The sequence below is a fragment of the Bacillus sp. J41TS8 genome, from assembly GCF_018333035.1.
GTDB classification, from domain to species: Bacteria; Bacillota; Bacilli; order Bacillales; family Bacillaceae; genus Bacillus; species Bacillus paralicheniformis.
In genome coordinates this window covers 12527-38281 of sequence record NZ_BORF01000011.1, presented here as the reverse complement: position 1 = coordinate 38281, position 25755 = coordinate 12527, and the positions used below count along the sequence as shown (strand labels likewise).

At 45.6% G+C, this 25755-nt stretch carries 28 protein-coding genes and 2 pseudogenes; 19 read left to right on the top strand and 11 right to left on the bottom strand.

The genetic code is table 11. The features are described from left to right. The first annotated feature begins 90 nt into the window (after positions 1-90). From KI350_RS15015 to KI350_RS14995, 5 genes are all read left to right on the top strand, one after another. On the top strand, positions 91-549 hold the full coding sequence (locus KI350_RS15015; RefSeq protein ID WP_020450713.1) for a DUF6773 family protein: 459 nt from the start codon (positions 91-93) through the stop codon (positions 547-549). Between the two features lie 21 nt (positions 550-570). Next, positions 571-768: a helix-turn-helix transcriptional regulator gene (locus tag KI350_RS15010; protein WP_020450714.1), complete on the top strand. Its 198-nt coding sequence runs from the start codon at positions 571-573 to the stop codon at positions 766-768. A 118-nt stretch (positions 769-886) separates the two neighbouring features. Beyond that, positions 887-2035: a GAF domain-containing sensor histidine kinase gene (locus KI350_RS15005; protein WP_020450715.1), complete on the top strand. Its 1149-nt coding sequence runs from the start codon at positions 887-889 to the stop codon at positions 2033-2035. Then, positions 2023-2673: a response regulator transcription factor gene (locus KI350_RS15000; RefSeq protein WP_020450716.1), complete on the top strand. Its 651-nt coding sequence runs from the start codon at positions 2023-2025 to the stop codon at positions 2671-2673. The genes KI350_RS15005 and KI350_RS15000 overlap by 13 nt, the downstream gene beginning before the upstream one ends. 4 nt (positions 2674-2677) lie before the next feature. Beyond that, positions 2678-3196, top strand: coding sequence for an NADPH-dependent FMN reductase (locus tag KI350_RS14995; RefSeq protein ID WP_020450717.1), 519 nt, complete (start codon positions 2678-2680; stop codon positions 3194-3196). A gap of 25 nt (positions 3197-3221) precedes the next feature. On the opposite strand, the gene KI350_RS14990 is transcribed toward KI350_RS14995, so the two are convergent. Further along, positions 3222-3470 carry a YhdB family protein gene (locus tag KI350_RS14990; protein ID WP_003180102.1) on the bottom strand — a complete coding sequence of 83 codons (249 nt, stop codon included), beginning with the start codon at positions 3468-3470 and terminating at the stop codon, positions 3222-3224. A 197-nt stretch (positions 3471-3667) separates the two neighbouring features. Here KI350_RS14990 and KI350_RS14985 point away from each other — a divergent pair, with 197 nt between their 5' ends. After that, a complete protein-coding gene (locus tag KI350_RS14985; protein ID WP_373367313.1) occupies positions 3668-3994 on the top strand; it encodes a YqzG/YhdC family protein in 327 nt (108 codons plus the stop codon). A gap of 32 nt (positions 3995-4026) precedes the next feature. On the opposite strand, the gene nsrR is transcribed toward KI350_RS14985, so the two are convergent. Beyond that, the gene (gene nsrR, locus KI350_RS14980; protein WP_020450720.1) at positions 4027-4458 is read right to left on the bottom strand and encodes a nitric oxide-sensing transcriptional repressor NsrR; all 432 of its coding nucleotides are present in this window, start codon (positions 4456-4458) and stop codon (positions 4027-4029) included. A 257-nt stretch (positions 4459-4715) separates the two neighbouring features. Between nsrR and hmpA the strand changes: the two genes are divergently transcribed. The 3 genes from hmpA (at position 4716) to KI350_RS14965 (ending at position 8669) form a co-directional block, all read left to right on the top strand. Continuing rightward, the gene (hmpA, locus tag KI350_RS14975; RefSeq protein ID WP_020450721.1) at positions 4716-5930 is read left to right on the top strand and encodes an NO-inducible flavohemoprotein; all 1215 of its coding nucleotides are present in this window, start codon (positions 4716-4718) and stop codon (positions 5928-5930) included. A 95-nt stretch (positions 5931-6025) separates the two neighbouring features. Next, entirely contained in the window at positions 6026-7435 is a 1410-nt protein-coding gene (locus KI350_RS14970; RefSeq protein ID WP_020450722.1) for a SpoVR family protein, read from the top strand. A 406-nt stretch (positions 7436-7841) separates the two neighbouring features. Next, positions 7842-8669 carry a C40 family peptidase gene (locus KI350_RS14965; protein ID WP_020450723.1) on the top strand — a complete coding sequence of 276 codons (828 nt, stop codon included), beginning with the start codon at positions 7842-7844 and terminating at the stop codon, positions 8667-8669. 48 nt (positions 8670-8717) lie between these two features. Here KI350_RS14965 and KI350_RS14960 read toward each other — a convergent pair whose 3' ends face one another. Beyond that, complete coding sequence (locus KI350_RS14960) at positions 8718-9596, bottom strand: LysR family transcriptional regulator (RefSeq protein WP_020450724.1); 879 nt, start codon at positions 9594-9596, stop codon at positions 8718-8720. Positions 9597-9706: 110 nt separating this feature from the next. On the opposite strand from KI350_RS14960, the gene KI350_RS14955 reads away from it, so the two are divergent. The 7 genes and pseudogenes from KI350_RS14955 to KI350_RS23415 form a co-directional block, all read left to right on the top strand. Continuing rightward, positions 9707-10798, top strand: coding sequence for a citrate synthase/methylcitrate synthase (locus KI350_RS14955; RefSeq protein WP_020450725.1), 1092 nt, complete (start codon positions 9707-9709; stop codon positions 10796-10798). Between the two features lie 122 nt (positions 10799-10920). Further along, positions 10921-11986 (top strand): annotated as a pseudogene (locus KI350_RS14950) (PQQ-dependent sugar dehydrogenase). Positions 11987-12068: 82 nt separating this feature from the next. After that, positions 12069-12938, top strand: coding sequence for an SDR family oxidoreductase (locus KI350_RS14945; RefSeq protein WP_020450727.1), 870 nt, complete (start codon positions 12069-12071; stop codon positions 12936-12938). 139 nt (positions 12939-13077) lie between these two features. Beyond that, positions 13078-14436 (top strand): sodium-dependent transporter, encoded by a 1359-nt coding sequence (locus KI350_RS14940; protein ID WP_020450728.1) that lies wholly within the window; start codon positions 13078-13080, stop codon positions 14434-14436. A gap of 21 nt (positions 14437-14457) precedes the next feature. Beyond that, the gene (locus KI350_RS14935) at positions 14458-16086 is read left to right on the top strand and encodes a pyridoxal phosphate-dependent decarboxylase family protein (protein WP_212930512.1); all 1629 of its coding nucleotides are present in this window, start codon (positions 14458-14460) and stop codon (positions 16084-16086) included. A 55-nt stretch (positions 16087-16141) separates the two neighbouring features. Continuing rightward, the gene (locus KI350_RS23420; protein ID WP_228119599.1) at positions 16142-16288 is read left to right on the top strand and encodes a hypothetical protein; all 147 of its coding nucleotides are present in this window, start codon (positions 16142-16144) and stop codon (positions 16286-16288) included. A 389-nt stretch (positions 16289-16677) separates the two neighbouring features. Next, positions 16678-16938, top strand: a pseudogene (locus tag KI350_RS23415) (peptidoglycan-binding domain-containing protein); the annotation flags it as partial. A 62-nt stretch (positions 16939-17000) separates the two neighbouring features. Here KI350_RS23415 and KI350_RS14920 read toward each other — a convergent pair. After that, positions 17001-17231 carry a hypothetical protein gene (locus tag KI350_RS14920; RefSeq protein ID WP_020450730.1) on the bottom strand — a complete coding sequence of 77 codons (231 nt, stop codon included), beginning with the start codon at positions 17229-17231 and terminating at the stop codon, positions 17001-17003. A gap of 124 nt (positions 17232-17355) precedes the next feature. Between KI350_RS14920 and KI350_RS14915 the strand changes: the two genes are divergently transcribed. Then, the gene (locus KI350_RS14915; RefSeq protein WP_020450731.1) at positions 17356-17862 is read left to right on the top strand and encodes a hypothetical protein; all 507 of its coding nucleotides are present in this window, start codon (positions 17356-17358) and stop codon (positions 17860-17862) included. Between the two features lie 129 nt (positions 17863-17991). On the opposite strand, the gene KI350_RS14910 is transcribed toward KI350_RS14915, so the two are convergent. From KI350_RS14910 to pdxR, 3 genes are all read right to left on the bottom strand, one after another. Beyond that, positions 17992-18336: a hypothetical protein gene (locus KI350_RS14910; RefSeq protein WP_020450732.1), complete on the bottom strand. Its 345-nt coding sequence runs from the start codon at positions 18334-18336 to the stop codon at positions 17992-17994. 623 nt (positions 18337-18959) lie between these two features. Beyond that, entirely contained in the window at positions 18960-19847 is an 888-nt protein-coding gene (locus KI350_RS14905; RefSeq protein WP_059232052.1) for an AraC family transcriptional regulator, read from the bottom strand. 77 nt (positions 19848-19924) lie between these two features. Continuing rightward, positions 19925-21334: a MocR-like pyridoxine biosynthesis transcription factor PdxR gene (pdxR, locus tag KI350_RS14900; protein ID WP_212930511.1), complete on the bottom strand. Its 1410-nt coding sequence runs from the start codon at positions 21332-21334 to the stop codon at positions 19925-19927. Between the two features lie 112 nt (positions 21335-21446). Here pdxR and KI350_RS14895 point away from each other — a divergent pair, with 112 nt between their 5' ends. Next, entirely contained in the window at positions 21447-21881 is a 435-nt protein-coding gene (locus KI350_RS14895) for a GNAT family N-acetyltransferase (RefSeq protein ID WP_025808232.1), read from the top strand. Between the two features lie 28 nt (positions 21882-21909). Here KI350_RS14895 and KI350_RS14890 read toward each other — a convergent pair whose 3' ends face one another. From KI350_RS14890 to KI350_RS14875, 4 genes are all read right to left on the bottom strand, one after another. Beyond that, positions 21910-22200 carry a hypothetical protein gene (locus KI350_RS14890; RefSeq protein ID WP_003180123.1) on the bottom strand — a complete coding sequence of 97 codons (291 nt, stop codon included), beginning with the start codon at positions 22198-22200 and terminating at the stop codon, positions 21910-21912. Beyond that, positions 22188-23258: an anti-sigma factor gene (locus tag KI350_RS14885; protein ID WP_059232058.1), complete on the bottom strand. Its 1071-nt coding sequence runs from the start codon at positions 23256-23258 to the stop codon at positions 22188-22190. Before KI350_RS14885 ends, KI350_RS14890 begins: the two co-directional genes overlap by 13 nt. Continuing rightward, positions 23251-23742, bottom strand: coding sequence for an RNA polymerase sigma factor SigM (gene sigM / locus KI350_RS14880; RefSeq protein WP_011197692.1), 492 nt, complete (start codon positions 23740-23742; stop codon positions 23251-23253). Before sigM ends, KI350_RS14885 begins: the two co-directional genes overlap by 8 nt. Before the next feature lie 288 nt (positions 23743-24030). Then, the gene (locus KI350_RS14875; RefSeq protein ID WP_212930510.1) at positions 24031-24573 is read right to left on the bottom strand and encodes a cupin domain-containing protein; all 543 of its coding nucleotides are present in this window, start codon (positions 24571-24573) and stop codon (positions 24031-24033) included. 154 nt (positions 24574-24727) lie between these two features. Between KI350_RS14875 and KI350_RS14870 the strand changes: the two genes are divergently transcribed. Next, positions 24728-25723, top strand: a complete 996-nt coding sequence (locus KI350_RS14870) for an aldo/keto reductase (RefSeq protein WP_212930509.1) — start codon at positions 24728-24730, stop codon at positions 25721-25723. Positions 25724-25755: the final 32 nt, after the last annotated feature.

Below are 25755 nucleotides of genomic sequence, written 5' to 3'. Positions count from 1 at the left end.
TTTTTATTGATAAGCGGCAATACATGATGTAATATATACTTAACAATAAGTCAGATATAAATTGCATCTTGAAAGGGGAAAATGGCTGACATGAAATGGATCAAAACCGGGGATGAATACGTAGAAAAGAAAATGACGCAATTTTTTAGCGAAGCCGGTACGATCGTCGCTGCTATATTATTTTTGGATGTGATCATCCGGGGCTTCATTTTAGGAAGACCGTCATCCGAATACATTATCAGCGCCATCGGTTTTGCAGTCTATGCAGGCTGGATATTGTTTCGCTATCTTTTGTCGGGGTTTGAATATCCGGAGATCGCAAGTCAAGCAGCGTACAGGAAAAAAAGAAAAGAAATCACAGCCCTCAGCCTCGCTTCCGGCCTCATATTTGCCATTTTAGCGCTTATCTTTACCGGCATACCGGAACATCTCGGCAGTTGGGTTGACTTTATTGTCATGGTGATGTTGTTTGTATTTATTCATTTTCTGATCAACTTTATCTCGTTGCGCAAATCCTTTCGGAAAAATCAAGATCTATTAGATGATTAAATGAAAACGGCGGGTGAGCATATGGTTAACCGGGTCAAACTCGCCCGGATCGAAAAGTCTTTGACACAAGCCCAGCTTGCCGAGCGGGTCAATGTGACAAGGCAGACGATCGGGCTGATCGAAAAAAATAAATACAATCCGACATTGCACCTTTGCATCGCGATTGCAAAGGCGCTGGATAAAACGCTTGATGAATTGTTTTGGGAAAAAGAAGCTTAACGATTCGCTTTGTCCCTTCTCGGTCAAAAGTCTTAGAAAAGTTCATCTCATGAGAGCGGCTTTTTTTTAGCAAATATCGATATAATAAAAGAAACTCCGGTTTAAGGGGATGAAGCTTTTGCGGGAAGACACGCAGTTTGAAAAATTGAAAACGCTCAAAGAAATAGCGGAAACGTTAAACGAAGGGAACTATCTAAAAGAAACGCTTCATGCTGTTTTAAAAAAGCTGCTCCGCTTAACAGGGCTCAAAACGGCGTGGCTGTTTCTGATCGATGAAAAGGGGAACTTTGAACTGGCCGCTTCGGTCCGCCTGCCCCAGGCGCTTTCTTACCGGCACAACCGTTTATTATGCGAAGGAAGCTGCTACTGTCTTGAACAATATAGGGACGAAAAGCTGGACAGGGCGAAAAATATCATCCATTGCCGGCGGATTACGACGGCTATGAAACAGAAAACTGGAGATCCGGAAGGTATCACACACCATGCAACCGTCCCGCTCAGCGACCAGAAGAAACGGTTCGGTTTACTGAACGTTGCGGCTCCGGGCAAAATTCATTTCAGCCGCGGAGAACTGGCGCTTCTCGAAGCTGTAGCTCTGCAAATCGGAATGGCGATCAAACGGATGCGGCTTGCTGAACAACAGCAAAAACACATGCTGCTGACCGAAAGAAACAGATTGGCTCAGGACTTGCATGATTCCGTCAATCAAATGCTTTTTTCGCTTAGCTTGACCGCTAAAGCGGCGGGTGAAATGACAGACCAGCCTGAGATCAGGGAAATGCTCGAGTTTATGCAACATCTTTCTCATGAAGCGCTGCTTGAGATGCGGGCGTTAATTTGGCAGCTCAGGCCCCAGGGCTTGGAAGAAGGGTTGGCGGCGGCACTTGAAAAATATGCGGAAGTGCTCGGCCTTCAGGTGATGTTCAAGCTCAGCGGTGTGCTCCGTCTACCGCCTTCTGTTGAGGAATTGATGTGGCGGCTGAGCCAGGAAGCTCTCAACAATTGCAAAAAGCATGCCGGTGCAAGCCGCATACAAGTGAAAATCGATGTATTCCAGTCGTCTGCCGTCTTGGAAATCGAAGATGACGGCAAAGGGTTTCAGTACGATCCTGACGCGGGGCTTCCGACGCTTGGGCTGAAAGGAATGAAGGAGCGGACGGAAAAAGCGGGCGGCACGTTTTTGATCAACTCCGCAATCGGTAAGGGGACGAAAATCCGGGCGGTTTTGCCTTTGAAGGAGAAGGGGGAGGCAGGATGGAACAGGTGAAAATCATCATTGCCGATGATCATCATATTGTCAGAAAAGGCCTCTTGTTTTTTTTCAAAACAAAAAGCGATTTTGACGTTGTCGGAGAGGCATCGACAGGAATCGAGGCGCTCGATGTCTTGCGAAAACGGGAAGCAGACATCGTATTAATGGATTTATCAATGCCTGAAATGGACGGAATTGAGGCGACTAAGCGAATAAAAAAAGAATATCCGTCTGTCAAAATCATAGCGCTGACAAGCTATGCGGACGAAAGCTATGTGATTCCCGCCATCCAGGCGGGAGCCTCTGCCTATCAGCTGAAAGACGCCGAGCCTGATGAACTTGTCGAGACGATACGCGCTGTTTATGGAGGGAAATACTCCTTGGATCCAAGCATCATGTCCCACGTCTTTCACCATGTGTCACAGGCTGATGAGAAAGAAAAAATACATCAATTGACAAATAGAGAAAAAGATGTTTTATTGGAAATTACAAAAGGGAAAAGCAACAAGGAAATTGCCACATCTTTATTTATCAGCGAAAAAACAGTGAAAACCCATGTATCCAATCTGCTGTCAAAGCTAGGCTTATCCGATCGCACGCAAGCCGCGCTCTTTGCAGTAAAACACGGACTACAACAAAATGACGGGAGATGAGCAAATGAAAATAACCGTAATCAGCGGAACCGCGAGAAAACAAGGCAGAACGCGGATCGCCGCTTCCTATATCGCCCGCACGTATCAGGCGGAGCTTATCGATTTAAGCGAGTTCATCCTACCGATTTTCAACGGAGATGAAGAGCAGAGCTCGCTGGAAAATGTCCAAAAACTGAAAGCTTCGGTCAAAGAAGCAGATGCTGTCGTTTTATTATCTCCCGAATACCACAGCGGTATGAGCGGCGCTTTGAAAAATGCGCTCGATTTTTTAAGCAATGAACAGTTCTCGGGCAAACCGGTGGCGCTTTTTGCTTGTGCAGGAGGCGGCAAAGGCGGGATGAACGCGCTCGCCAATATGCGCATTGTCGCGCGCGGCGTTTATGCGAACGTCATCACAAAGCAGCTTGTGCTCGATCCGATTCATATTGATGAGGAACACCAAACGGTTACTGAAGCAGCCAAAGCCAATATCAAAAATGTAATGGAAGAGCTTCTGCTCTTTGCCGAATTTCAAAAAGCCTGACGCCGATTAGAGCGCCAGGCTTATTTTACGTAAAAACAAGCACGCCGTTTTCGTGTTCGTGTCCCGAAAATGAGGCGTGATCAATGTACTGCAGCAGATCATAAAGCCTTTTCTCAACAATGGCGTCATCTCTTTCAAAATTGTAGGCGTGTAAAAAATGTTCGATCCGCTTTGATAATAAATCGTCTTCTGTCCGCACCATCAGGATCAGCAGGTTGTCCCACTGCGAGCGGTGCGTATAGTACAAAGCTTTGTCATAATCAGCGTAATTCAATTTCGCCACTCTCCCTTCTTTCTGAGGAGTCATGATTATTTTATGTGGCGGGTTGTTTTTTTCTCCGGGCAAAACTTGGTCTCCTTTGTTTGGCGGCCTAGAAATATGAGGATGGTATACGCTAGACCGCGAAAAATGTCTGCATGACATTCGCCATTTCCGGTCAAGCTAACGTATGTACAATACATGCGGAGCGAATGGAAATGAAAAAACGATATTGCACGTACTTTTTTTGCATACTAACGCTTTTATCATTCCCGGCGAAAAGCCACTTTCAAGCAGGTGTTTCCGATGCGCCTGAACGGTGGGAGAGAATCGCCTGGAGCGCGCTTGAAGAAAAATACGAAGGCGCAAAGTTCGAGGATTATGAATATTTAGGGCGCACACAAGTCAATGATGAAGAGACAAAAGATGTCTTCAGGGTAACCGTCAATCAGGAAGGCAAATCATTTTCGGCGCACGCCGAGGTGTATTTTCACCCGGTGACCAATGCGATCATCAATGTGAATATTTTTACCTTATAGCAAAAAAAAAACGAAGGAAGCGGCTTCCTTCGTTAACTCAATAATTTACGTATATGGTCCTGATTAATGATAATATCCTGCAGAGTGTATTGATCCAATACGTCCAAATAGGCGGAAAGGGCTTTGTTTAAAACATGCTTTAATCCGCAGATCGGAGAAAGTATACAATGGTTTTTTTCACCGTTAAAACACTCGACAAGGTTAAAATCATCTTCTGTATGTCTTATGACTTCACCGATATTAATCAGTTCAGGCGCTTTTCCGAGACGAATCCCGCCGTTGCGGCCCCGAATCGTTTCAACGTAGCCAAGCTTGCCAAGCTCGTAAATCACCTTCATAAGGTGGTTTTTTGAAATGGAATAAGAATCGGCGATGTCTTTAATATTGACAAGCTCGTTTGAGTTTTTGGTTGCTAGAAAAATCAGTACCCTCAATGAGTAATCCGTATAATTTGTTAATTTCATCGCATGACCTCAATCAAACAAGTTTCCATTATCTTATCACATTTGCCTTCGGTTATGAGGGTGGAGCGGAAATTGTTACAAAAATATAAAACATTCCTTGAAAATATTGCTTTAATTCCATTAAAAGTCTAGTATAAAGATGTATCTTAAATACATCTTTAATCAAAAGTAACAGTCCCATTTAAAAAAGATCTTATTGCACCTTTAAAGATGTATTTCAAATACATTTTTAAAGTGACTGGAGAGGAGAAAGCGTTATGCTATCTGAAAAAACCATGCAAATTGTCAAATCGACCGCCCCTGTTTTAAAAGAAAAGGGAACAGAGATCACCACTTGTTTTTACAAGCGGATGTTTAATGCGCACCCTGAATTGAAAAATATCTTCAACATGTCCCGCCAGCAAACCGGCGGACAGCCGAAAGCTTTGGCTTTTACTGTTTTGCAGGCGGCTGAGAACATCGACCGGCTCGGAGACCTGCTGCCGGTTGTCAAACAAATCGGACATAAACACAAAAGTTTGCATGTGAAACCAGAGCACTATCCTATTGTCGGTCAGCACCTATTGGAAGCCATTGAAATCGTGCTCGGCGAAGCTGCGACAGAGGACATTCTCCAGGCATGGGCAGAAGCCTATGAAGAGATCGCCCGCGTATTTATTGAAGTCGAAAAACAAATGTATGAAGAAGACAAAAAGCAGGATGGAAACTGGGAAGGATTTAAACCGTTTGTCATCATGGATAAGCGGGTCGAATCCGCTACGATTACTTCCTTTTATTTGAAGCCTGCCGATGGAACGGATTTGCCCGCTTTCAGTCCCGGACAGTACGTATCTGTCCGCATTAAAATTCCCGGCGAACCATATTTCTTAACAAGGCAGTACAGCTTGTCAGATGCCTGGAATAAAGACTACTACCGCATTTCAGTCAAACTGGAAGCGGAGGAAGGGCAACCGGTCGGAAGGGTATCAAGCTATCTGCATGAGAACATGGAAATCGGGGGCAGCTTGGAAGTGAGCGCTCCGGCCGGAGACTTCACCCTTTCCGAAGGAACGGATCGTCCGGTTTACTTCATCAGCGCCGGATCAGGCATCACGCCTGTCATGAGCATGGTGCAAACATTGGCTCAAAAAGAAAGCAGCCGCGAGATCACATTCGTGCACGCTGCAAAATCTGAACAGCATCACGCTTTCAAGGAAGAAACGGAAAAGCTGCTCGGCGCCAATTCGGCGAACCGTCTCCTGTTTGTCTACAGCAGGGATGCTGAAGCGACGGAAGATCATACTGTAAAAGGCCGGGTGAATGAAGAGCTTTTGAAATCGATCGTGAAAGATCCAAATGGCGAATTTTATGTATGCGGCCCGCTTTCATTTATGAAAAGCGTGATTGAAGGATTGCAAAATCTGGGCGTTTCGATGGAAAACATCCGCTATGAGAGCTTTGCTTCATCCCTTGACATGCAAATAGCGAACTGACCAAAGAGGCAGCTGTCAAACCGACAGCTGCCTTTCATCTTTTCAAAACCCGGCTCATACAATAAAGAGAAGTCCAACCGGGGGGGATTTGAGTATTGAGCATACGGGAGCAAAAAGAGCTGCAGCGGGCGATAGCAGAAATTACGGAGATCGCGGAAGGATTCGGCCTGGATTTTTATCCGATGAGATATGAAATTTGTCCGGCTGAAATCATTTATACATTCGGCGCATACGGGATGCCGACAAGATACAGCCACTGGAGTTTCGGCAAGCAATTTCACAAAATGAAGCTTCACTATGACTTTGGCTTGAGCAAAATATATGAGCTTGTCATTAATTCAAATCCGTGTTACGCGTTTTTGCTGGACAGCAATTCATTGATTCAAAATAAGCTGATTGTCGCACACGTCCTGGCTCATTGTGATTTCTTTAAAAATAACTGTCGTTTTCAAAATACGAAGCGCGATATGGTTGAAAGCATGTCGGCGACAGCAGAGCGGATTAAACATTATGAGACGGTCCACGGTTCAAAAGAAGTCGAAGCATTTCTCGATGCGGTGCTGGCGATTGAAGAACACATTGACCCTTCGCTCGTAAGGCCGAAGCTGTCGTGGAGCATAGATGACGAAGAGGAAGAAGAAACAGACGCGCCGCCCACTCTTTATGACGACCTCTGGGAACTGGATCACAAAGGATCGAAAGAGAAGAAGAAAAGGACGAAAAAAAAGTTTCCGCCGAAGCCGGAAAAAGACATTCTGCTGTTCATTGAAGAACATTCGCGGGAGCTGGAACCTTGGCAGCGCGACATCTTAACGATGATGAGAGAGGAAATGCTGTATTTCTGGCCGCAGCTTGAAACGAAAATCATGAATGAAGGATGGGCGTCCTATTGGCATCAGCGAATCATCCGCGAGCTTGAGCTGACATCAAGTGAAGCGATCGAATTCGCCAAGCTCAACGCGGGAGTGGTTCAGCCGTCCAAAACGGGCATCAATCCTTATTATCTCGGATTGAAAATATTTGAGGACATAGAGGAGCGCTACAACAACCCGACAGAAGATATGAAGAAGATGGGTGTAAAGCCGAACTCGGGGAGAGAAAAAATATTTGAAGTCAGGGAGATCGAATCAGACATTTCATTTATCAGAAACTATTTAACGAAAGATCTCGTGATGCGGGAAGATCTCTACTTGTTTCAAAAACAGGGAAGGGATTATAAAATCGTTGACAAGGATTGGGAGGCTGTGCGCGATCAGCTTGTCAGCATGAGAGTCAACGGAGGATTTCCTTATTTGACAGTTGAGGACGGAGATTACTTAAAGAACAATGAATTATACATTAAGCATTGGTATGAAGGGATCGAACTCGATTTAAAGTATCTTGAAAAAGTTCTGCCTTACCTTCACCAGCTATGGGGAAGAAGCGTGCATGTCGAAACCGTGCTCGAAGATAAGCCCGTCATGTTTTCCTATGATGGAAAGGCTGTCCATCGCAGATATTTATAAAAAGTTTCAGGCTGCATTCGGGCAGCCTTTTTTATTTTAAAGCGCAACGACGACCGTCACTATGCCAAATAAAAGAATGTTTGTCCAGTTTTATAAGTTAATCATAAAAATGTAAAATAAAGGATTTAATACTCTTTCTAAAATTGTAATTTTGGCTCCCGGAAAGTGCGAAAATGTAGTATTTAAGTTACCTTTGAAATGTAAATGAAATATTATCTACCCTTAAAAACTTTTTTTAAAAACGAATAATTAAGGAATTTGACATAGTAAGTCAAGACTATACCTGATGGAATTCCCTCCTTATAATAGAAACAGAGGAAGGGCTGAAGCAGCCGTTCTCAAAAAAAATGAAACTGCTAATTTTCGCCTTTAAAAATATAAAATATTCTGCTATTGGGAGGACAACATGAAAAAACAAGTCATAACAGCAGCATCAGCGGTTGTTTTAGGATCAACTTTATTTGCGGGAGCGGCTTCCGCACAAACCATAACGGTGAAAAAAGGGGATACGTTATGGGGATTTTCGAAGAAGTACGGCACAAGTGTCAGCAAGATTAAACAGGAAAACAAGCTGAAATCCGATATCATTTACATAGGGCAGAGGCTGTCGATCAATGGAAGCAGCTCTTCGTCTGCAAAAGCGTCGCAAGCTTCATCAGCTACGCATAAAGTGGTCAAAGGAGACAGCCTTTGGAAAATTTCTCGGACATACGGCATGACCGTCAATGAACTGAAGTCTCTGAATGGTTTAAAAACAGATTTAATCCGGATCGGACAAGTATTAAAAGTTAAAGGGACGAAAAGCGTAAAAGCTGCATCAACGACAAAGCCTTCTGCATCAAGCGGGACAAGCAAGGCGCCTGCGCAAACCTCTTCAGCGCTGAATACGTCAAAACTAGTTTCAGATGCAAAAGCCCTTATCGGAACGCCTTATAAATGGGGCGGAACATCTGCATCAGGATTTGACTGCAGCGGATTTGTCTGGTACATCCTCAACAAACAGACGAATGTGGCGAGAACGAACACAGCCGGTTACTGGAATTCGATGAAGAGCGTATCAAGCCCTGCAGTAGGTGATTTCGTATTCTTCACGACATATCAGCCGGGACCTTCGCATATGGGGGTTTACATCGGAAACAATCAATTCGTTCATGCCGGTTCTGACGGCGTAACGATCAGCGATATGACAAACAGCTATTGGAAGCCCCGCTATCTTGGAGCAAAACGCTTCTAATGTTGCAGGGACAAGCCCGTTCATCATGATGAACGGGTTTTTTTCCGTTTAGAAACGGAACTCGGCTAAAAACGCCAAAAAGTGCTCGACCTTCTCATTATCTTTCAGACTAATCGCATATCCCCCTGCAACAGGAAGCTTCATGAAATCGCACGGCACCTCTATTAATCTTCCTTCCATCAGCTCGCGGCGCACAGTTGACAGCGGCAAAAATGATATACCGAGTCCTTCTGAAATAAATCGTTTCGTAATATGCGTCTGGCTTACGAGCATCGTTCTAACAAACGGAAATTTGATCCTCAGCTGCCTGACGAGGTCGTCCCAGTATTCGGGGTGATTATGGGTCAACAGCAAATATTCTTCAAGCAAATCTTCGACATCGAGCGGCGGCACTTGTTCTGAAACGCGGCCGTCATGAGGGGCGACCAAAATCACGGGATCGCTGTACATGGAATAGCAGTTCAGGTTTGACGATTGCACGTTTAAGCAGCTTAATCCGATATCTGCATGGCCGGCTGAAATCAGGGGAGCGATTTCAGCTGATTCGGCGATCTTTACTTTGATCTCCGAATTCGGATGCAGCGCCGTGTATTTTTTCAATACAAATGGGAGAATCGTATCGGCGATAAGCGGTGAAACCGCTAGATTCAATGTCTGTGAATAGCCTTGTCTGATTTTGTGAAGCTCTGCCATGCTCGATTCATAGTCTTCCAGCAGGCGAAGGGCGAAAGGAAGGTAAGCGCGGCCTTCTTTCGTTAAATGAATGCTTCTTCCTTTGCGGGTGAACAGCTGGCACCCGAGTTCTTCCTCAAGCAGTTTAATTTGGACGGTGACGGTCGGCTGAGAAATAAATAAGGTTTCCGCCGTCTTTCTGAAATTTTCGTATTTTGCGGCAGTAACAAAGGTATGAAGCCATTTAAAATCCATTGCAGTCCTCCTGATTAATTTTTTTAATCAAAGATATCAATATAATTCAATATTTTTTAAATATTATATCAACTATAATGATATTTACAAAGGAAAAAGGAGGAATTGATATGGTTTATCATGGATTGAAAGGGATTACTTGTGTTGAAACAGCCATCAGCCGCATTGACGGTGAAGAGGGAAAGCTGATCTACAGAGGGTACAATGCTGATGAACTGGCGCTTACATCCACATTTGAAGAAGTCGCTTATCTGATTCTCAACGGGGCATTTCCGACGGAAACGGAACTCAGCCGATTCAATGAGATGCTCGCTTCATTCCGTGTGCTGCCAGAAGCATGCAAGCGATTGATCCGCTGCCTTCCGGCCGAATTAGACGATATGGCGGTTCTTCGCACGGTCGTCTCTTCATTCGGGGACAAATCGTTTGCGTTCAAGCCGACAATGGAGCAGGCTCTCAGACTGATTGCAGCCGCCCCGTCGATTATCGCGTTCAGAAAAAGGCTGACTGACGGAGAAGAGCCTGTTCAGCCGCTGGATGAGCTTGGCTTTGTGGAACATTATTTTTACATGCTGAAAGGAAAGCGCCCGACAGAAGCTCAGAAAAAAGCGCTCGAAACATACATGATTCTTGCGATGGAACACGGCATGAACGCTTCAACCTTTTCGGCAAGAGTTACGGTGTCTACGGAATCCGATCTTGTTTCTGCCGTCACATCTGCACTTGGCACGATGAAAGGACCTTTGCACGGCGGAGCGCCGTCTGCGGTGACGGATATGCTGGAAGGCATCGGGGAAAAACAGCACGCAGAAAGCTATATAAGAGAAAAGCTTGAAAAAGGCGAGAGACTGATGGGATTTGGACACCGCGTCTATAAAACGCATGATCCGAGAGCGAAGGCTTTAAGGGTGAAAGCTGAGGAAATTGCCGGGGGCGACCGGGATATCGACCTTGCTCTTCATGTTGAAAATACGGCGATCCGCCTTTTGGAAGAATACAAGCCGGGCCGCAAGCTTTATACGAATGTCGAATTTTACGCAGCCGCTGTCATGAAGGCGATCGATTTTGATGCCGCATTGTTTACCCCTACTTTTTCGGCGGCGAGAATGGTCGGCTGGTGCGCCCATGTGCTGGAGCAGGCTGACAACAACATGATTTTCAGGCCGTCGGCTAAATATATCGGAGAATTGGTTTCTCAGTAATGCGGACACACGCCTTCTCAGCGAAGCGCGTGTTTTTTTAATAGATTTTAGAATGTTTAAGTAGGGAATTATGCCGGTGTTCTTGAATGTATTCATCAAGAAAGTCCTTTAAGGGGGAGACGATGAAAAAAGGATTCCTGATGTTGATCATGCTGTTTTTTCTAGGTGCATGCTCGGAAGGCCGGGATTTTGATGCTGAACATGAAGCGGCGGCGACGAAAGAAGGCGGAAGCGGTGCCGAAGTCATCGCAGAGCGTCTGGATGTGCCTTGGACGATCGCTCACACTGGCGAGATTTTTTACGTGACCGAAAGAAACGGGGGAATCGTGTCCATTGCCGAAGGCAAAAAGGAGCGCATGCAGCTTCAGCTGAAAAAGCCCGTTCATCAAGAAGGGGAAGGCGGACTGCTCGGATTTGTGCTCCATCCTGATTTCAAAAACAATCAGGAGGCATACGTTTACCATACATACAAAGACGGGGGCCATCTGAAAAACCGGATCGTAAAATTGACGCTTGACCGCCTCACTTGGACGGAAACGGAGGAGCTGCTTGCCGATTTGCCCGGAGGTGTGATTCATAACGGCGGCCGGATGGCGATCGGGCCTGATCAAAAGCTGTACATCACGACAGGTGATGCGGGGGAAAGGGAATGGGCCCAGCAGCCTGAAAAGCTGGCGGGGGTGATTTTAAGAATGGAGCTTGATGGTGCGATCCCTGCTGATCAGCCTTTTCGCTCGTCTTATGTATACAGCTTTGGACACCGGAATCCGCAAGGCCTCGCATGGATCGTCCGGCAGCTTTACAGCTCCGAACACGGGCAGTCTGGACATGATGAAGTGAACAAAATAGAAGCCGGAGCCAATTATGGCTGGCCGGTGATTGAAGGAAGCGATAAGAAGCGGGGAATGAAAGCGCCGCTCATCCATTCGGGAGAAGAAACGTGGGCCCCATCCGGTTTAGCGCAGAAAGGGGATGTCCTCTATATGGCCGGGCTGCGGGGAGAGGGGGTTTTCGTGGGTCGATCCTGCGGAAGCCAAAGCGGTCAAATGGCTTGGCGGATACGGCAGAATCAGAGATGTAAAAGTAATCGGAGATGATCTGTATTTCATTACGAACAATGGCGACGGAAGAGGCGAAAAAAAACAGACAGATGACCGGCTCATCCGCGTGCCTCTGCCTGACCAGTAAACATGTCTCGCTGAGTTCTTGCGTTTAAGGATGCCGGTATCGTGGTAACTGTGCACTAAACAATGGTGAAGAGGTGAGACGAATGAATCCGGCAAACAGACAGACGGATGGACAGAAAGCGCAAAAACAAGAAAAACAACCCGGGGCTGAGCACAAGATGGTGCCCCTTCCGCTCTCGGAAGATCGCGACTACAAAGGAAGCGGCAAATTAAAAGGAAAAACCGCCATTATTACCGGAGGAGACAGCGGAATCGGCAGAGCGGCCGCCATTGCATACGCCAAAGAAGGTGCCGACATTGCCGTCATGTACTTGGACGAACACAAGGATGCCGAGGAAACGAAAGAACGAATCGAACAGGAAGGCGCAAAATGCCTCTTGATTCCCGGAGATGTCGGGGATGAAGCACATTGCAAAACATCTGTCGAAAAAGCGGTGAATCACTTTGGCGGACTCGACATTCTTGTCAACAACGCTGCCGAACAGCATCCGCAAAAAGGGATCGAAGATATTTCGACCGAACAGCTTGAACAAACGTTCAGAACGAATATTTTCTCCATGTTTCACATGACAAAAGCCGCGCTCCCGCATTTAGGGGAAGGAAGCGCGATTATCAATACCGCATCGATCACAGCTTATGAGGGCAGTCCGGCGCTGATTGACTATTCGAGCACAAAGGGTGCGATTGTCGCGTTTACCCGTTCGATGGCTGCATCCCTTGTCAAAAAAGGAATACGCGTCAACGCGGTAGCGCCGGGGCCCATTTGGACGCCGCTCATTCCGGCTACTTTTTCGCCGGAAAAAACGGAAAAACACGGTACAAATACGCCGATGGGAAGGCCCGGACAGCCTTCTGAACACGCTGCGGTGTATGTTCTGCTCGCTTCAGACGATTCTTCTTATATGACAGGACAGACGATCCACATCAACGGCGGAAGATATGTGACGACATAACCTTTCAACCGGCTGCTATTGTAAGGCAGTCGGTTTTTTCTGTTTGTTTTTTTCGGAAAAATAAGAATTTGAAAGATCACTTTCAAAAAAGCTGCCCCGTAAGAGATAATAGAAACAGAAAGAGAAAGGATGTGTATGAATGAGCGATCGCAGAATGACAGCAAAATGGGCATCCAAACTTGGATTTGTTCTCGCTGCAGGGGGATCCGCCATCGGCCTGGGGGCGATTTGGAAGTTTCCCTATGTGGCTGGAACGAGCGGAGGAGGCGCATTTTTCCTTGTATTTGTCCTATTTACGATCCTGCTGGGATACCCCTTGCTTTTGGGGGAATTTATATTAGGTCGAAAAAGCCAATCGGATGCTATCGGCACCTATCAAAAAATAGCGCCGGGGACGCCTTGGGTGATCACAGGCTGGATCGGAATCGCCGCCTGCTTCCTTGTTCTGTCGTTTTACAGTGTGATCGGCGGCTGGATTTTGCTTTATATCATCAAAGCAGTAACCGGTTCATTGTCGGGTCTCACGCAGGACGGATACGGGGAGCTCTTCGGTTCGATCATCCAAGATCCGCTGCAGACACTGGCAGCGCAGCTTGCGTTTATCATCATGACGATCCTCGTCGTGGCGAAGGGTGTGCAAAAAGGAATCGAGCGCGTCAGTTCGATTATGATGCCGCTATTATTTATTTTATTTATTGCGCTCGTTTTAAGGGCTCTGACGCTTGAGCATGCGATCGACGGCGTGCGTTTTCTGCTTGTGCCCGATTTTGGCAGCCTGACGCCGCAGGCGATTCTTTTTGCGCTCGGACAAGCTTTCTTTACGTTGACGCTTGGCGTATCTGTGATGGTAACGTACAGCTCCTATTTGTCAAAGTCACAAAACCTTCCGAAGTCGGCGGTCTCGATCGTGATCATGAACCTTGCCGTCACGCTGCTTGCCGGTTTGGCGATTTTTCCGGCCGTCTTTTCATTTGGGCTTCAGCCCGATCAGGGTCCGACTTTATTATTTACGGTTCTGCCGGCAGTTTTTGACCGGCTTCCATTCGGGATGCTGTTTTTTATCGGATTTTTGACGGCCTTTTTATTTGCTGCGCTGACTTCGGCTTTTTCGATGATTGAGATCATTGTTGCCGCTATTACAAAAGGCGATCAAACAAAAAGGGGAAAATGGACGTGGGCGATCGGCCTTTTGATTTTTGCCGTCGGCATTCCTTCCTGCTTGTCTTACGGAGTGCTCGATGAGCCGTTCATTTTTAAGAAGACGTTTTTTGATGCGGCGGATTATGTCGTCAGCAATATTTTGCTGCCGCTTGGCGCGCTTTTTATTTCGATTTTTATTCCGCTGAAATTGTCCAAACACGATCTATATGAAGAAATGAAGAGCGGATCAAAAGCGGGGAAAGGCTTTTTTATCGTGTGGTTTTATCTTCTCCGTTTCCTTGTGCCGCTTGCAATTGTACTTGTCTTTTTAAATTTAATCGGAGTGTTTTCATTTTAAAAGATCAGGAGATGGGTGAATATGGTGTTAGACTTTCAACAGATGTTTCCGAGCGAGGATGGCAATCACGAGGCGCGGTATCAGCTGCTGGCATTGCTTGAAGCGGTATTGGCCGGAATGGACAGGCTGAAGGATCCCGCCCGGATGACGCTTGGCCGCGAGTCTGAAGTTTCCTCTGACTACTATCAAAGCGTCATTGAAGAGGCCGCCTTGCCGGAAAAAGGCTTCGGGGCGGAAAAAAGCGTTGAAGAGCTATTGAAATTGCTTGACGGCCACCGTTTTTTAAACAGGCATTATGTGGCCAACGCGACACCTTTGCCGAACACCGCCAGCATCGCCGGGAATCTTTTAATGGTTCTTTTAAACGGAAACAATTTATGGGATGTCGACGGCACCGCTGCAGCCAAGGCGGAAGTGCAGATCACGGCGATGCTTTCGGACATTGTCGGCTATGACAGGCACAAGAGCGGCGGTTTTACCACATGGGGCGGGCAGGGAGCTGTTTTTCAGTCGCTCAGGCTGGCGATCGCAAGCGCGTATCCTGAAGCGAATCAGCAAGGAACGCCGCATCACCTGTACGCGTTCTGTTCAGAGCTTTCGCATTTCAGTCTTTACAAATCGATGGAAGCTTCCGGAATCGGGACGGACCATTTGATCAAGGTCAAGACGAATCGCGATCATTCGATGGATCTGGCCGATTTGCGGGAAAAAATGCAAGCCGTGATTGAAAAAGGCGGACATCCGATCTATGTATTGGCAACGCTTGGCACAACTGACTCATTTGGCATCGATGATTTGGCCGGTATCAAAAAAGTGACTGAGGAAATAGAGGCCGCCTACGGTTTGCCTCCTGTCTATATTCATGCCGATACGGCGATGGGTGGGATGTACGGTTTTTTTAACGGATACGATTTCATCGGAAACCCGCTTCATCTTGAAGATGAGGTGCTTGAGACGCTTGCCCGCTACAAAAAACATTTTCAGCATTTGCACCTGGCGGACAGCTTGGTCTTTGATTTTCATAAACTTGGACAAACGCCTTATATCACAAGCCTTTTCTTGGTGAAAAACCGTGAGGCACTGAAAGTCGTTGATTTGGATCCGGATGAGACGCCTTATGTCGGTAACAGAGGGTTTGGCAGCTATCATACGAGCTATACGCTAGAGTGTTCGCGAATGGGAAGCAGCATACCGATTTATGCTTCTCTGCTCGCATTCGGAATCGAAGGCTACCAGGAGATCTTGGCCAATTACATTAGAGTTAACCTGGCATTTCGAAAAAAACTCCTGCAGGCTTTTCCGAATGCAGCCGTCACCAATGATGTATCACCTGTAACGACATTCCGCTTCTATCCGGGAAATGTCCGCTATCACGAAGAAATCAGCGGCGCCATCACGGAGGAAGAAGTGCGGAATATTAACAAATTCAATGAAAAAATCGCCGAAACATTGGGAAGGCACCGCAGTCACACCTATTTTGGCAGCACGAAAAAGCAAACATACGTTTATCCTGCTGACAGCCGTTTGCCCGTGCCGCTTTATGTCCAGAAATTCTACAGTGTCTCGCCTTACACGACGGTTGATACAATTGACCATTATATCGCCTTTTTAAAAGCGCATGTTGAACCGTCCGATGTAGCAGCCGGATAAAGTTTGAAAATGAAGCCGCATACCATGCACATCATAAAAAATGTTCAGTTGATATGTGAGTTTCCTTAAACCGAACGCCAATGCAAAGTCTATCAGCGTCGAAACGTGTGTCGAAAAAGACGGCAAGATTCACGGTGAAACGGTTCAGAATGCCGCTGAATTGATCGCCGATCTGTGCTACAGACAAGATCGCGCGGCATGATGATGTGACAAATAAAAGCTGCCCGACTCCCTGGGTTAGGGATTCAAGCCAGTTGGCGACATTCAGAAAAAAGTTGATGCCCTGCTTGAAAATAAAACTGTGTCAAAGACAACATCATCCACGAGACAGTCAAGCAAAACCATAGGAACAACCCTGAAAAAAGGGTCGTCCTGTTCCAAGGGCAAGGCGCTGCAGAAACGTTTGATTGCCGCGGGCTTACACTGCCGAAATACGGGGCTGGTGAGTCTTACGGAGATGAAACGGTGCAAGCTGTTAAAGCTCAGCAAAAGAAAGCGGGTAGCGCGGTGGATGAAATCTACGGACCGGCTACCGAAAAGGCGCTCGCAGCTATTGAAGCGAAAAAGAAAAAGCCTTCCTCAAACGGCAAAAAATCATCCTACCCGCTGCCGTCTGGCATCTATAAGGTAAAAAGCCCATTGATGGAAGGGACAGGCGTCCGACAGATTCAAGAGGCTCTAGCTGCCCTCTATTTCTATCCAGACAAAGGAGCAAAGAATAACGGCATAGATGGTTATTACGGGCCGAAAACGGCGAACGCAGTCAAACGGTTCCAGCTTATGCACGGGCTTTCTGCGGATGGTATTTACGGTCCTAAGACTAAAGCGAAAATTGAAAAGCTAATGAAATAATGAAAAGGCCCTCTGACAGAGGGCCGCTCAATAAGTATTGGAATCCATGGAGTGATTTACTATTAAAAGATACCGGCGACCATTACAATCCAAGCTATAGCAAGGATAATGATAAAAAGTTTTTCTTCCCGTTTCAAAAAGCCAGAAATAATGAATCCAGTAGTTAACAAAAGAAAACTAATAATCTTTATAATCCCTTTAATAGCTTCTGGTGAAAATGCCCACACGAATAAAGAAGCAATAACCAGTCCATATACAATTTTTTCGAAAATATTTAATTTATCTTCATTCATCAGAAACCCTCCATTTTGTTAAGATTCTGTAAATTCAATTGATGGAATTTACAAATTTGGTATAATCGCCCTGTCAACTCAGATAATTACATAACAAATATAACATGAAAGGATGCATGAAAAAATGAAAAAAATTGTTGGGACTGCGTTGGCTGCTGGATTAATTGCCTCTTCATTAATTCCGCAAACATCACATGCAGCTGAGGAAGAAAGTGATTCATTTAGATCGACAGTTGTTAAAACTGAATTGCAGCAAATGGCTGATTTATCTAGCGTTTCCGTCATGGATGAAAATGGGAAGGTACATATTCAAGCTGTACCACCTTCGAGTAAATGGAAAATAGTTGACCATTTTAGGGGAAGTTCAAAAAACATGGATACGGCTTCTGAATTAGCTGCTAGATTTGTCGCATCACTTCCAGCACTTTGGAATAAGTGGGCTGCAATAGCTGCAAACACATTCTTTCCAACATTCTTTGAGAAAAAGCCAACACGATATTTTTCGACCACCCAGTATTTAGCTTATGATAAAAAATATAGATATACGATCATTGAATTGTATGTATACAAAGACAGTAAGTATTCAAAACAAGTCGGATATGATTATAAGTGGTTTAGGACGCCAAGATAATTTTAAAATCTGTTAAGACCTTCTAAAAGGCGAAACTTGAATCGTTGCTGAAGTAATAAAGAAAAGGCCCTCTGTTGAGGGCCGATTTCATTTTTTTACTTTAAATTCTCATGGCTTTATCAGGTATTATTAATCCGACAGATTATCGTCATATTCCTGTATTTGTTCTGCTATCAGTCTGTCTCTGTCGATCAAGTTCTTAATAATATTAGAGTCTATAACTCTACTTGAATTCCGGATTTTTTGTATTATTTCCAACTTGGCTCCTTTTTGTTCTAATGCTTCGATGACACTTAACAGAGAGGTTAGTTTATTCGGATCATCAACATAATAACAAGTTAATATAGAATGGCCTTCGCTTATATTCTTTTTTATCTCGCTAATCGGCTCTCCACCGTATTTTCTAATTATTGATATAAGGCTATTTATATTTTCAGCATTAAGTATTTTTACATCAATTCTATTTGAGCTCATAAATTTTCACTCCATTCCTTAGAAATCTTTAATAGATTTTATCGGTTCACCAGGTTTACTGTTTTTCCAGTTACCGCCAAAACGGGTCAATTTTTAAAAAGACAGTATTAAGAATCATCACTGGAAGCATGAAGAGTGTTGCAATCCACCATATAAACTCATATTTTTTATCACTCTGTTCTTGACTTCTTTTAGATAGGGATTCAAAAAATCATAGGAGACTATACAAACGGGTGTGAAATTGTTGAGGAAGCGAACCGTCAATATGAATGTGCTTGGTTGTTTCTTATATTAACGGTTCGATTTTTTATTATTATTTTGTTTCTGGAGTATTAGCCAGATGAACAGAGTAATTCCCACCATCATTAATCCGATTAAGAATAGGAGCTTTCATCTCTTCATCGTTTTTCAAAGTTTTGCTCTACTTTATTGTACGCCTGTGCAAATTCTTCAAGGCTGAAATTCAAATGTTATCTGGGTATTTTACGTCATTTTCTTCAATGTTATATCGTCACTCTCAGCGTCATTGTCTCTTTTTCTTCTGAAGCGATATTTTGACTGCTGCACGCGGTGGAAAAGTGAAGCATAAAAGAACTGATATCTTGAGCTTTTGTTTTTTTTCTTTAATCCTTACATGCTGTTCTTTTTTGAACCGGTATCCATATTTCGCTTTTAAACGTTGGGGAGCTGATATCCTGATCCTGATTCCAGAGGATTTCCGGCCCTTTCGTTTGCTCGTAATGTGAAGCCGGGAACCATTCAGCATAAATGCGTCCCCAGACATTTTGAAGGGTGTCCGGAAACGGACCGGCCGATTCAAAGACAGCCCATGTCGAGGCGGGAACTTCAAGCTGTTCATATCGGTCCGGGCATTCCTTCGTTGTCGCTGCACCGATATAATGGTCAAGCTCTCCCTGCTCTTCCATCCGGCCTTCGGAAAAGTTCGCTGATGCTTGAATCAGTCCAAGCGGCTCGACATTTGACAGCTCTTTTAATTCAGCGATGTTTTCACTGCTTAAAGCTTTCCACATCGAGACGATTTCCGGATTGATTCCGTGAAAGACGACAGGGACCCTTTTTTTGATTCCGACGATCCGAAATGCCTTCTTTTCTACAATACGGTAGTTCATTTCGTTTCCTCCTCTAATTGTTAACTGGAAGGTCATCGGAGGATATGCTTTCAGTGTGCTGATATCGTGCCTCGCCTCTGTCGGCGTAATGCCGTGCAGCTTTTGAAATGCGCGCGTAAAAGCATCCGGCGAGTGATAGCCGTATTTCATAGCGATATCAATTACTTTTTGATTTGTGTTTTTCAATTCAAACGCTGCAAGGGTAAGCCGCCTGCGGCGAATGTATTCGGACAGCGAAATCCCTGCAAGAAAAGAAAACATCCTTTTAAAATGATATTCAGAGCAGTAAGAAAGCTTCGCAAGCGTTTGAAAGTCGATTCTGTCCGTCAGGTGTTCTTCAATATACGCCATGGCTTGATTCATGTTCTTCAGCACATCCATTTGATGACCTCCTCTGTTTACAAAAATAGCAGAATCAGAATCCCGGGATCCGACTTTCCGTGCCCGATTGTGCAGGATCATTCCCGAGACTGCCCGCCGTTCAACCATGCTGTCTTCAGCTTTTTGATGCCGTCTGCGATGCTTTTTTCAGAAAGTCCGCCAAATCCGAGGAGCACCGCGTGTGTTTCAGGAGGAGTCACATACGAGACAGAGGCTGGATATACTTTGACGTCTTTCTCCAGTGCTTTTTGAGTCAGCCACTCTTCACTCGGAGCGCTTTTCACCTCAAGGATGATGTGAAGACCGGCGTTCTCTCCTCTGACTGCGGCATGAGCGCCAAATTCACGCTTGATGGCATCAAGGAGCGTTTTTCGCTTTTTTCGGTAGAGTGTTCTCATTCGGTTCAAGTGCCTTTGATAATCCCCGTTTTTCATAAAAAAAGCAATGGCATGCTGTACATGGCGGGAAACCGTTTGTTTAAATAAGGATGCCATGTTGAGCCCCTCTTTGACGAGCGGAAAGGGGAGAACCATATAGCTGATCCTGAGGGAGGGAATCAGCGATTTTGAAAAAGTCCCTAAATAGATGACCCGGTGGTTCCGGTCGAGTCCCTGAAGGGAAGGAATCGGCTGTCCCGCATAGCGGAATTCCCCGTCATAATCGTCTTCAATGATATAAGCTCCGGTCGATGCTGCCCAGTCAAGCAACTGCAGCCTGCGGCCGATCGGCATGATCATTCCGAGCGGAAACTGATGGGACGGGGTGGTGTATGCGAGCTGCGGCTGATATTGTTCAAGGTCTTGCACGGAAATCCCGCTCTCGTCGACTGCAATTGGCACCACATTGAAGCCGCCGGTTTTCAGGACCGTTTTCGATCGATGAAATCCGGGATTTTCAAATCCGGCGGTTGTGCCTTTAGGAAACAGATGGCACAGCAACTGCAGCAAAACCGGTGTGCCGGCTCCGATAATGATTTGCTCGGGTGAACAGACCACGCCGCGCGATTCTCTGAGGTAAACCGCAATCATTTTCCGCAGCGGAAGATCTCCGGCCGTGGGGCCGCTTTGAAAAAGTCCGTGCCCTGATTCATCAAAGGTTTTGGCGAGCGTTTTTTTCCATAGGGAAACGGGAAATGACGCGAGGTCTACATGGCCGTGGTGAAAATCGATCATGTCCGCCGCCGTCTCATGTTCTTCCATTTCTTTTTCGGCAGGAGGAGGTGCAGCCTGTGCAAAGTCTCCTTCCGCTTCGGCCGCATACCAGCCCTTTCTAGGCTTGCTGAGCAAATATCCTTCTGCAGCCAGCTGTTCATACGCGTGTTCAACGGTTGTCAGGCTGATATTTAAATGTTTGGCAAGCATTCGTTTGGAGGGAAGCTTTGTTCCAGGCTTTATGTACCCCGAATGAATGCTTCGTTTGAAAAACGCGTACAGCTGCTGATAAAGCGGCTCGCTGCCGCTGCGGTTTAAAAAAGGGGTTATATCCATTCGATCAGCCCTTTCAATTCATCTGGTATGTTTTATTTTATCAAAACTGGTCATTTTAAAAAGGTCAGTTTTCGGGTTAAAGTAGTTTCATAACCAACAGAAGGGAATGACGATGTTGCTTGATTATAGGGAATTGCATTGTGAAACAGAGCTCAAGGAAGTCTATCCGATCATGAAACAGCTCCGGCCCCATTTGGATGAAACGTCTTTTTTGGAGCTCGTCAAAGAAGCTCGGGAGGCTGAAAGCTACACGTTATTTGCGCTGTACGACGGTGATATTCCGGTGGCTTTGGCCGGCTTTTTGCCGAGGGTTTCTTTGAACCAAGGCCGTCATGTTTGGGTAGCGGACCTGGTGACGTGTGAAAAACACCGTTCAAAAGGCTATGGAAAGAAGCTTTTAGGCGCTGTTGAAGAGTGGGCCAAAGGGAACGGATTGGCTTCAATCGCTTTATCATCAGGCTTACAGCGGGCAGACGCTCACCGTTTTTACGAAGAGAAAATGGGGTATGAAAAAGCGAGCTACCTATTTCGCAAGGCTCTGAAATGAAAAACTCCCCGGTATAACCGGGGAGTTATTAAAAGCCGAGCTGCAGATTCGTATCGATGGAGACGATGGTCCATACGCAAACGAGAATGAAAATGTTCAGGACGACGCCGAGAAATCCGAGACCGGTCCGTCCTTTTTTTATGAACAGCTCGATAATTCCGAGCGGAACGGCGGCCATCGCAAAAGGAAGCATCTTATACGAATATGCGATCGTGTCGCTTAAAATGGCCAAGTTTAAGACGAACAGGGACAGAATGGCCGTGCCGACAGACACCCATCCAAATACGTTGTGCTCCTTAAAGATTCTTACCAGTTCCATAATTCCACCTCACCTACTTTAGCTGCTTTGACAGGCCCTTTTTTGATCAGCCGTTCAACCTCTTTTGACGGTCCGGTAATAACGGCTCCATACACGTTCACACCGTTTTGTTCCACATAGTCAAGCCGTTTGGAAAGCTTCAGGTTTTTCCTGCCTGAAATCGTTTCAGCCCATTTATTGTGCTTGATCATGTAGGAAAGTGCCGCTTTAAACTGCTCGTCATCGTTTTCGGCAGGATGCTGAATTTCAAAAATCCGGTTTGAATCTTTTCCGGGAAAACCGATTGGCTCTGCGTATGGATGATCTTTTAAATCGCCTTCTGTCTCAATCGCATTCCACAGAACGCGAACATCATAGCCTTTTAATTTTTCATACAGCTCTTTTGTCGGATATGCTCTTTCAAAGGAAAGGAAAGCTTCGGTTACGGTTCCGTCAGGCAGCTGTTTTAAAATCGACTCGGCTTTGGACACTGATTTTTCTTTGATGCCGTCAGGGTAGACAAAATGACGTTCTTCTTTTGAAAGCTCCTGATTGTATTGATGAATCTGCGGAGACTTCAGCTGATCGAAGAACATTTCCACTTCTTCATTTCCAACTACTTTTGTGACGTTTCCGATTTGCTTCTTTAACGGGAACTGTGTTTCGATTCCAAAGAGTTTTACCTTGTTGACAAGGGCTTCGGTATCGACTTGAATATTCGGATTTGTGACGGCAACTGTCATTGAAGCGGTTTGCACCAGTTCATTCCCTTTGCTTTCATGCCCGCCCAACCCGTAGTATAGATAGCTGCCGAGTGTGCAGATCGGCAGAATAATAAGCGTAGAAATAACAGCAAGGGTGGAAATCCGCATATATGATTTATTTTTTCCGTATCTTAAAATCGCTTTTTGCTTTTCAGGACTGATCGCCAAATCCCAGTCTTCGTCTTTCATTTCCTGTTCCAGCATATCCTGGTATTCTTCAAGCTGTTCAAGCTCTTCTTCGACCCGGAGCATTTCCGATTCGGAAAGCTCGCCGTTTTTATATTTTTCCCAACGTTTTTTAAAATCTTCATTCATCGTTAACACCTCTGTTGTAAAGTGCTTTCAGCCGCTGTCTGGCACGAAATAAAACACTTTTAAAATTAGCCTCTGAGATATTCATCAAGCTTGACGCTTCCTTGTAGTTCAATTCTTTTAAATAGTACAGCGTAAGCGCTTCCCGGTAGTTATCGGGGAGCTGGTTCATATATAAGGTTAACACTTCCTTGATTTCGACCTGGTGAGCAGGGCTTTGCACCGCGTTTTGAAACAGGTTTCCGATCATGTCGTCAGAAATCGTCACTTCCTTTTTATGCTTTCTGACATAGTCGATAAACGCATTGCGTGCCACTTGAAAAAGCCATGGCTTCACTTTGCTGTGGTCGTAAGAATGGATGTGTATGTAAGCTCTCATAAAGGTTTCCTGAAGCAAATCCTCTGCTAGATGTTTATCTTTCGTCATGGAGAGCAGGAACCTGTAAACATCATTCATATACATTTGGTAAATTTCGTCGATAGTCACTGCCTTTTCTCCCCTCTATGTTATAAACGCATAAGAAAGGTTTGAAGTTGCACTAAATATGCCCACGGCTCATTTTTCCTCCAATTTCTTACCTTTAAAATCATCTATCCTATATAATAACTGAACACGTTCAAAAAAACTAATCTTCATCGCGATTTTAACGACTGAACGGCCGAAATATAAAGCACAGCAGCAAAATAAGCCTTTAAGCATATCAGATCTTTATTATATGCTAAAAGGCTATTTGATTAGAGGATATCCTTCATTATCAGCTGTTTTTATCGTCTGTCAAAGATATTGGCCGTGACCGCGGCGGTCTTCTGCGGCCAGCGCATCGGCTTTCGTTCGATGGACGGTGCCGAATGGGTGGTTGGGCGGAGCATAGATTGAATAGAGTTTCAGCGGAGTATGGCCTGTATTGGTGAGATTGTGCCATGTTCCGGCAGGAATGACGATAGCGGTGTCATCAAAAACATTTCTTTTAAATTGCAAATGATGTTTGCTCGGCCCCATTTGCACGATTCCCCTGCCTTGTTCAACACGAAGGAACTGGTCAACGTGAGGGTGCATTTCCAATCCGATGTCTTCGCCGGGGTTGAGGCTCATCAGGGTAACTTGCAAATGTCTTCCTGTCCATAAAGCGGTCCGAAACGTTTTGTTCTGTTTGGCCGCTTCGTTGATGTTAGCGGCAAACGGCTTTTGTCCATAATCTCTTAATACGATGCGTTCTTCGCTGCCGGGTGTTCGAAAAGCGCCTGCATAGTCTGATTCGTGAAACCAAACCGGGTTATAAGAAAAAGGAATATAATATGGGTATTGATTTGGATGCATTTGTTCTAGGTCCCTTCATTAGTTTATTGGGATCATCATATGCAATAGGCATATGAAGTGTCCCGCTGTAAGATGATTTTTAGTCAAAACACGTTTTTAAAAAAAAGCTTCCGGGAAAATATGATATCAGACTCACAACAGGAGGGAGAGGAGCATGGAATACATCAACATATCCGGTACATCGATCGAATCGTCGCGCATCGGTCTCGGAACATGGGCCATCGGAGGTTTTATGTGGGGCGGAAGCGATGAAAAAGAAGCGATTCAGACGATTCATGCTGCGTTTGATGAAGGAATCAACCTGATTGATACCGCTCCGGCATACGGTTTCGGGCAGTCGGAAGAAATCGTCGGTAAAGCCGTACAGCAATACGGAGAGCGCGACCGAGTCATTCTCGCGACAAAATCAGGACTTGATTGGAAGCAGGAACAGCTGTACCGCGACGGATCGAGGGAGCGGATCATCAAGGAAGTTGACGATTCGCTGAAAAGGCTCAATACGGATTACATCGACCTGTATCAAGTGCATTGGCCCGATCCGCTCGTCCTGATCGAAGAAACGGCGGAAGCGATGAAAGACTTGTATGATGCGGGGAAAATCAGAGCGGTCGGCGTCAGCAATTTTTCCCCGGAGCAGATGGACACATTCAGAGCTGCGGCGCCGCTTCAAACCGTACAGCCGCCGTACAACATGTTTGAAAGGGAAATCGAGCAAGACATTCTTCCGTATGCGCAAGATCAAGGGCTGACGACGCTATTATACGGAAGCTTGTGCAGGGGGCTCCTGTCAGGAAAAATGAATGAGGACTACACGTTCAAAGGGGACGACCTTCGAAAGCGGGACCCTAAGTTTCAAAAGCCGCGCTTTAAAGAATATCTTGAGGCCGTCAGGAAACTTGATGAGTTTGCAAACGAGCGGTTCGGCAAATCGGTTCTCCATCTGGCAGCAAGATGGGTGCTTGATCAGCCTGGCGCAAGCATTGCTTTATGGGGGGCAAGACGCCCTGATCAAATCCGTCCCGTCAGCGAAATCACCGGCTGGAGTTTAACGGAAAGTGATCAAAAAGCAATTGACGACATATTGGACAATACGATTTCAGAACAGATCGGGCCTGAATTCATGGCGCCGCCGACAAAAGAAAAAGTCTGAAAACCGGGGAGAAAATTCCTCGGTTTTTTTGT

Excerpts from the sequence above, each read along its gene's own strand:
- KI350_RS14965 (WP_020450723.1), top strand. The coding sequence starts at position 7,842 with ATGAAAAAACAAGTCATAACAGCAGCATCAGCGGTTGTTTTAGGATCA.
- KI350_RS15000 (WP_020450716.1), top strand. The coding sequence starts at position 2,023 with ATGGAACAGGTGAAAATCATCATTGCCGATGATCATCATATTGTCAGA.
- nsrR (WP_020450720.1), bottom strand. The coding sequence starts at position 4,458 with ATGAAATTAACAAATTATACGGATTACTCATTGAGGGTACTGATTTTT.
- KI350_RS14910 (WP_020450732.1), bottom strand. The coding sequence starts at position 18,336 with ATGAGCTCAAATAGAATTGATGTAAAAATACTTAATGCTGAAAATATA.
- hmpA (WP_020450721.1), top strand. The coding sequence starts at position 4,716 with ATGCTATCTGAAAAAACCATGCAAATTGTCAAATCGACCGCCCCTGTT.
- KI350_RS14960 (WP_020450724.1), bottom strand. The coding sequence starts at position 9,596 with ATGGATTTTAAATGGCTTCATACCTTTGTTACTGCCGCAAAATACGAA.
- KI350_RS14945 (WP_020450727.1), top strand. The coding sequence starts at position 12,069 with ATGAATCCGGCAAACAGACAGACGGATGGACAGAAAGCGCAAAAACAA.
- KI350_RS14915 (WP_020450731.1), top strand. The coding sequence starts at position 17,356 with ATGAAAAAAATTGTTGGGACTGCGTTGGCTGCTGGATTAATTGCCTCT.
- KI350_RS14920 (WP_020450730.1), bottom strand. The coding sequence starts at position 17,231 with ATGAATGAAGATAAATTAAATATTTTCGAAAAAATTGTATATGGACTG.
- KI350_RS14985 (WP_373367313.1), top strand. The coding sequence starts at position 3,668 with ATGGAAATGAAAAAACGATATTGCACGTACTTTTTTTGCATACTAACG.
- pdxR (WP_212930511.1), bottom strand. The coding sequence starts at position 21,334 with ATGGATATAACCCCTTTTTTAAACCGCAGCGGCAGCGAGCCGCTTTAT.
- KI350_RS14895 (WP_025808232.1), top strand. The coding sequence starts at position 21,447 with ATGTTGCTTGATTATAGGGAATTGCATTGTGAAACAGAGCTCAAGGAA.
- KI350_RS14955 (WP_020450725.1), top strand. The coding sequence starts at position 9,707 with ATGGTTTATCATGGATTGAAAGGGATTACTTGTGTTGAAACAGCCATC.
- KI350_RS14885 (WP_059232058.1), bottom strand. The coding sequence starts at position 23,258 with ATGAATGAAGATTTTAAAAAACGTTGGGAAAAATATAAAAACGGCGAG.
- KI350_RS14875 (WP_212930510.1), bottom strand. The coding sequence starts at position 24,573 with ATGCATCCAAATCAATACCCATATTATATTCCTTTTTCTTATAACCCG.
- KI350_RS14940 (WP_020450728.1), top strand. The coding sequence starts at position 13,078 with ATGAGCGATCGCAGAATGACAGCAAAATGGGCATCCAAACTTGGATTT.
- KI350_RS14905 (WP_059232052.1), bottom strand. The coding sequence starts at position 19,847 with ATGGATGTGCTGAAGAACATGAATCAAGCCATGGCGTATATTGAAGAA.
- KI350_RS14935 (WP_212930512.1), top strand. The coding sequence starts at position 14,458 with ATGGTGTTAGACTTTCAACAGATGTTTCCGAGCGAGGATGGCAATCAC.
- KI350_RS14870 (WP_212930509.1), top strand. The coding sequence starts at position 24,728 with ATGGAATACATCAACATATCCGGTACATCGATCGAATCGTCGCGCATC.
- KI350_RS15010 (WP_020450714.1), top strand. The coding sequence starts at position 571 with ATGGTTAACCGGGTCAAACTCGCCCGGATCGAAAAGTCTTTGACACAA.
- KI350_RS14890 (WP_003180123.1), bottom strand. The coding sequence starts at position 22,200 with ATGGAACTGGTAAGAATCTTTAAGGAGCACAACGTATTTGGATGGGTG.
- KI350_RS14995 (WP_020450717.1), top strand. The coding sequence starts at position 2,678 with ATGAAAATAACCGTAATCAGCGGAACCGCGAGAAAACAAGGCAGAACG.
- KI350_RS15015 (WP_020450713.1), top strand. The coding sequence starts at position 91 with ATGAAATGGATCAAAACCGGGGATGAATACGTAGAAAAGAAAATGACG.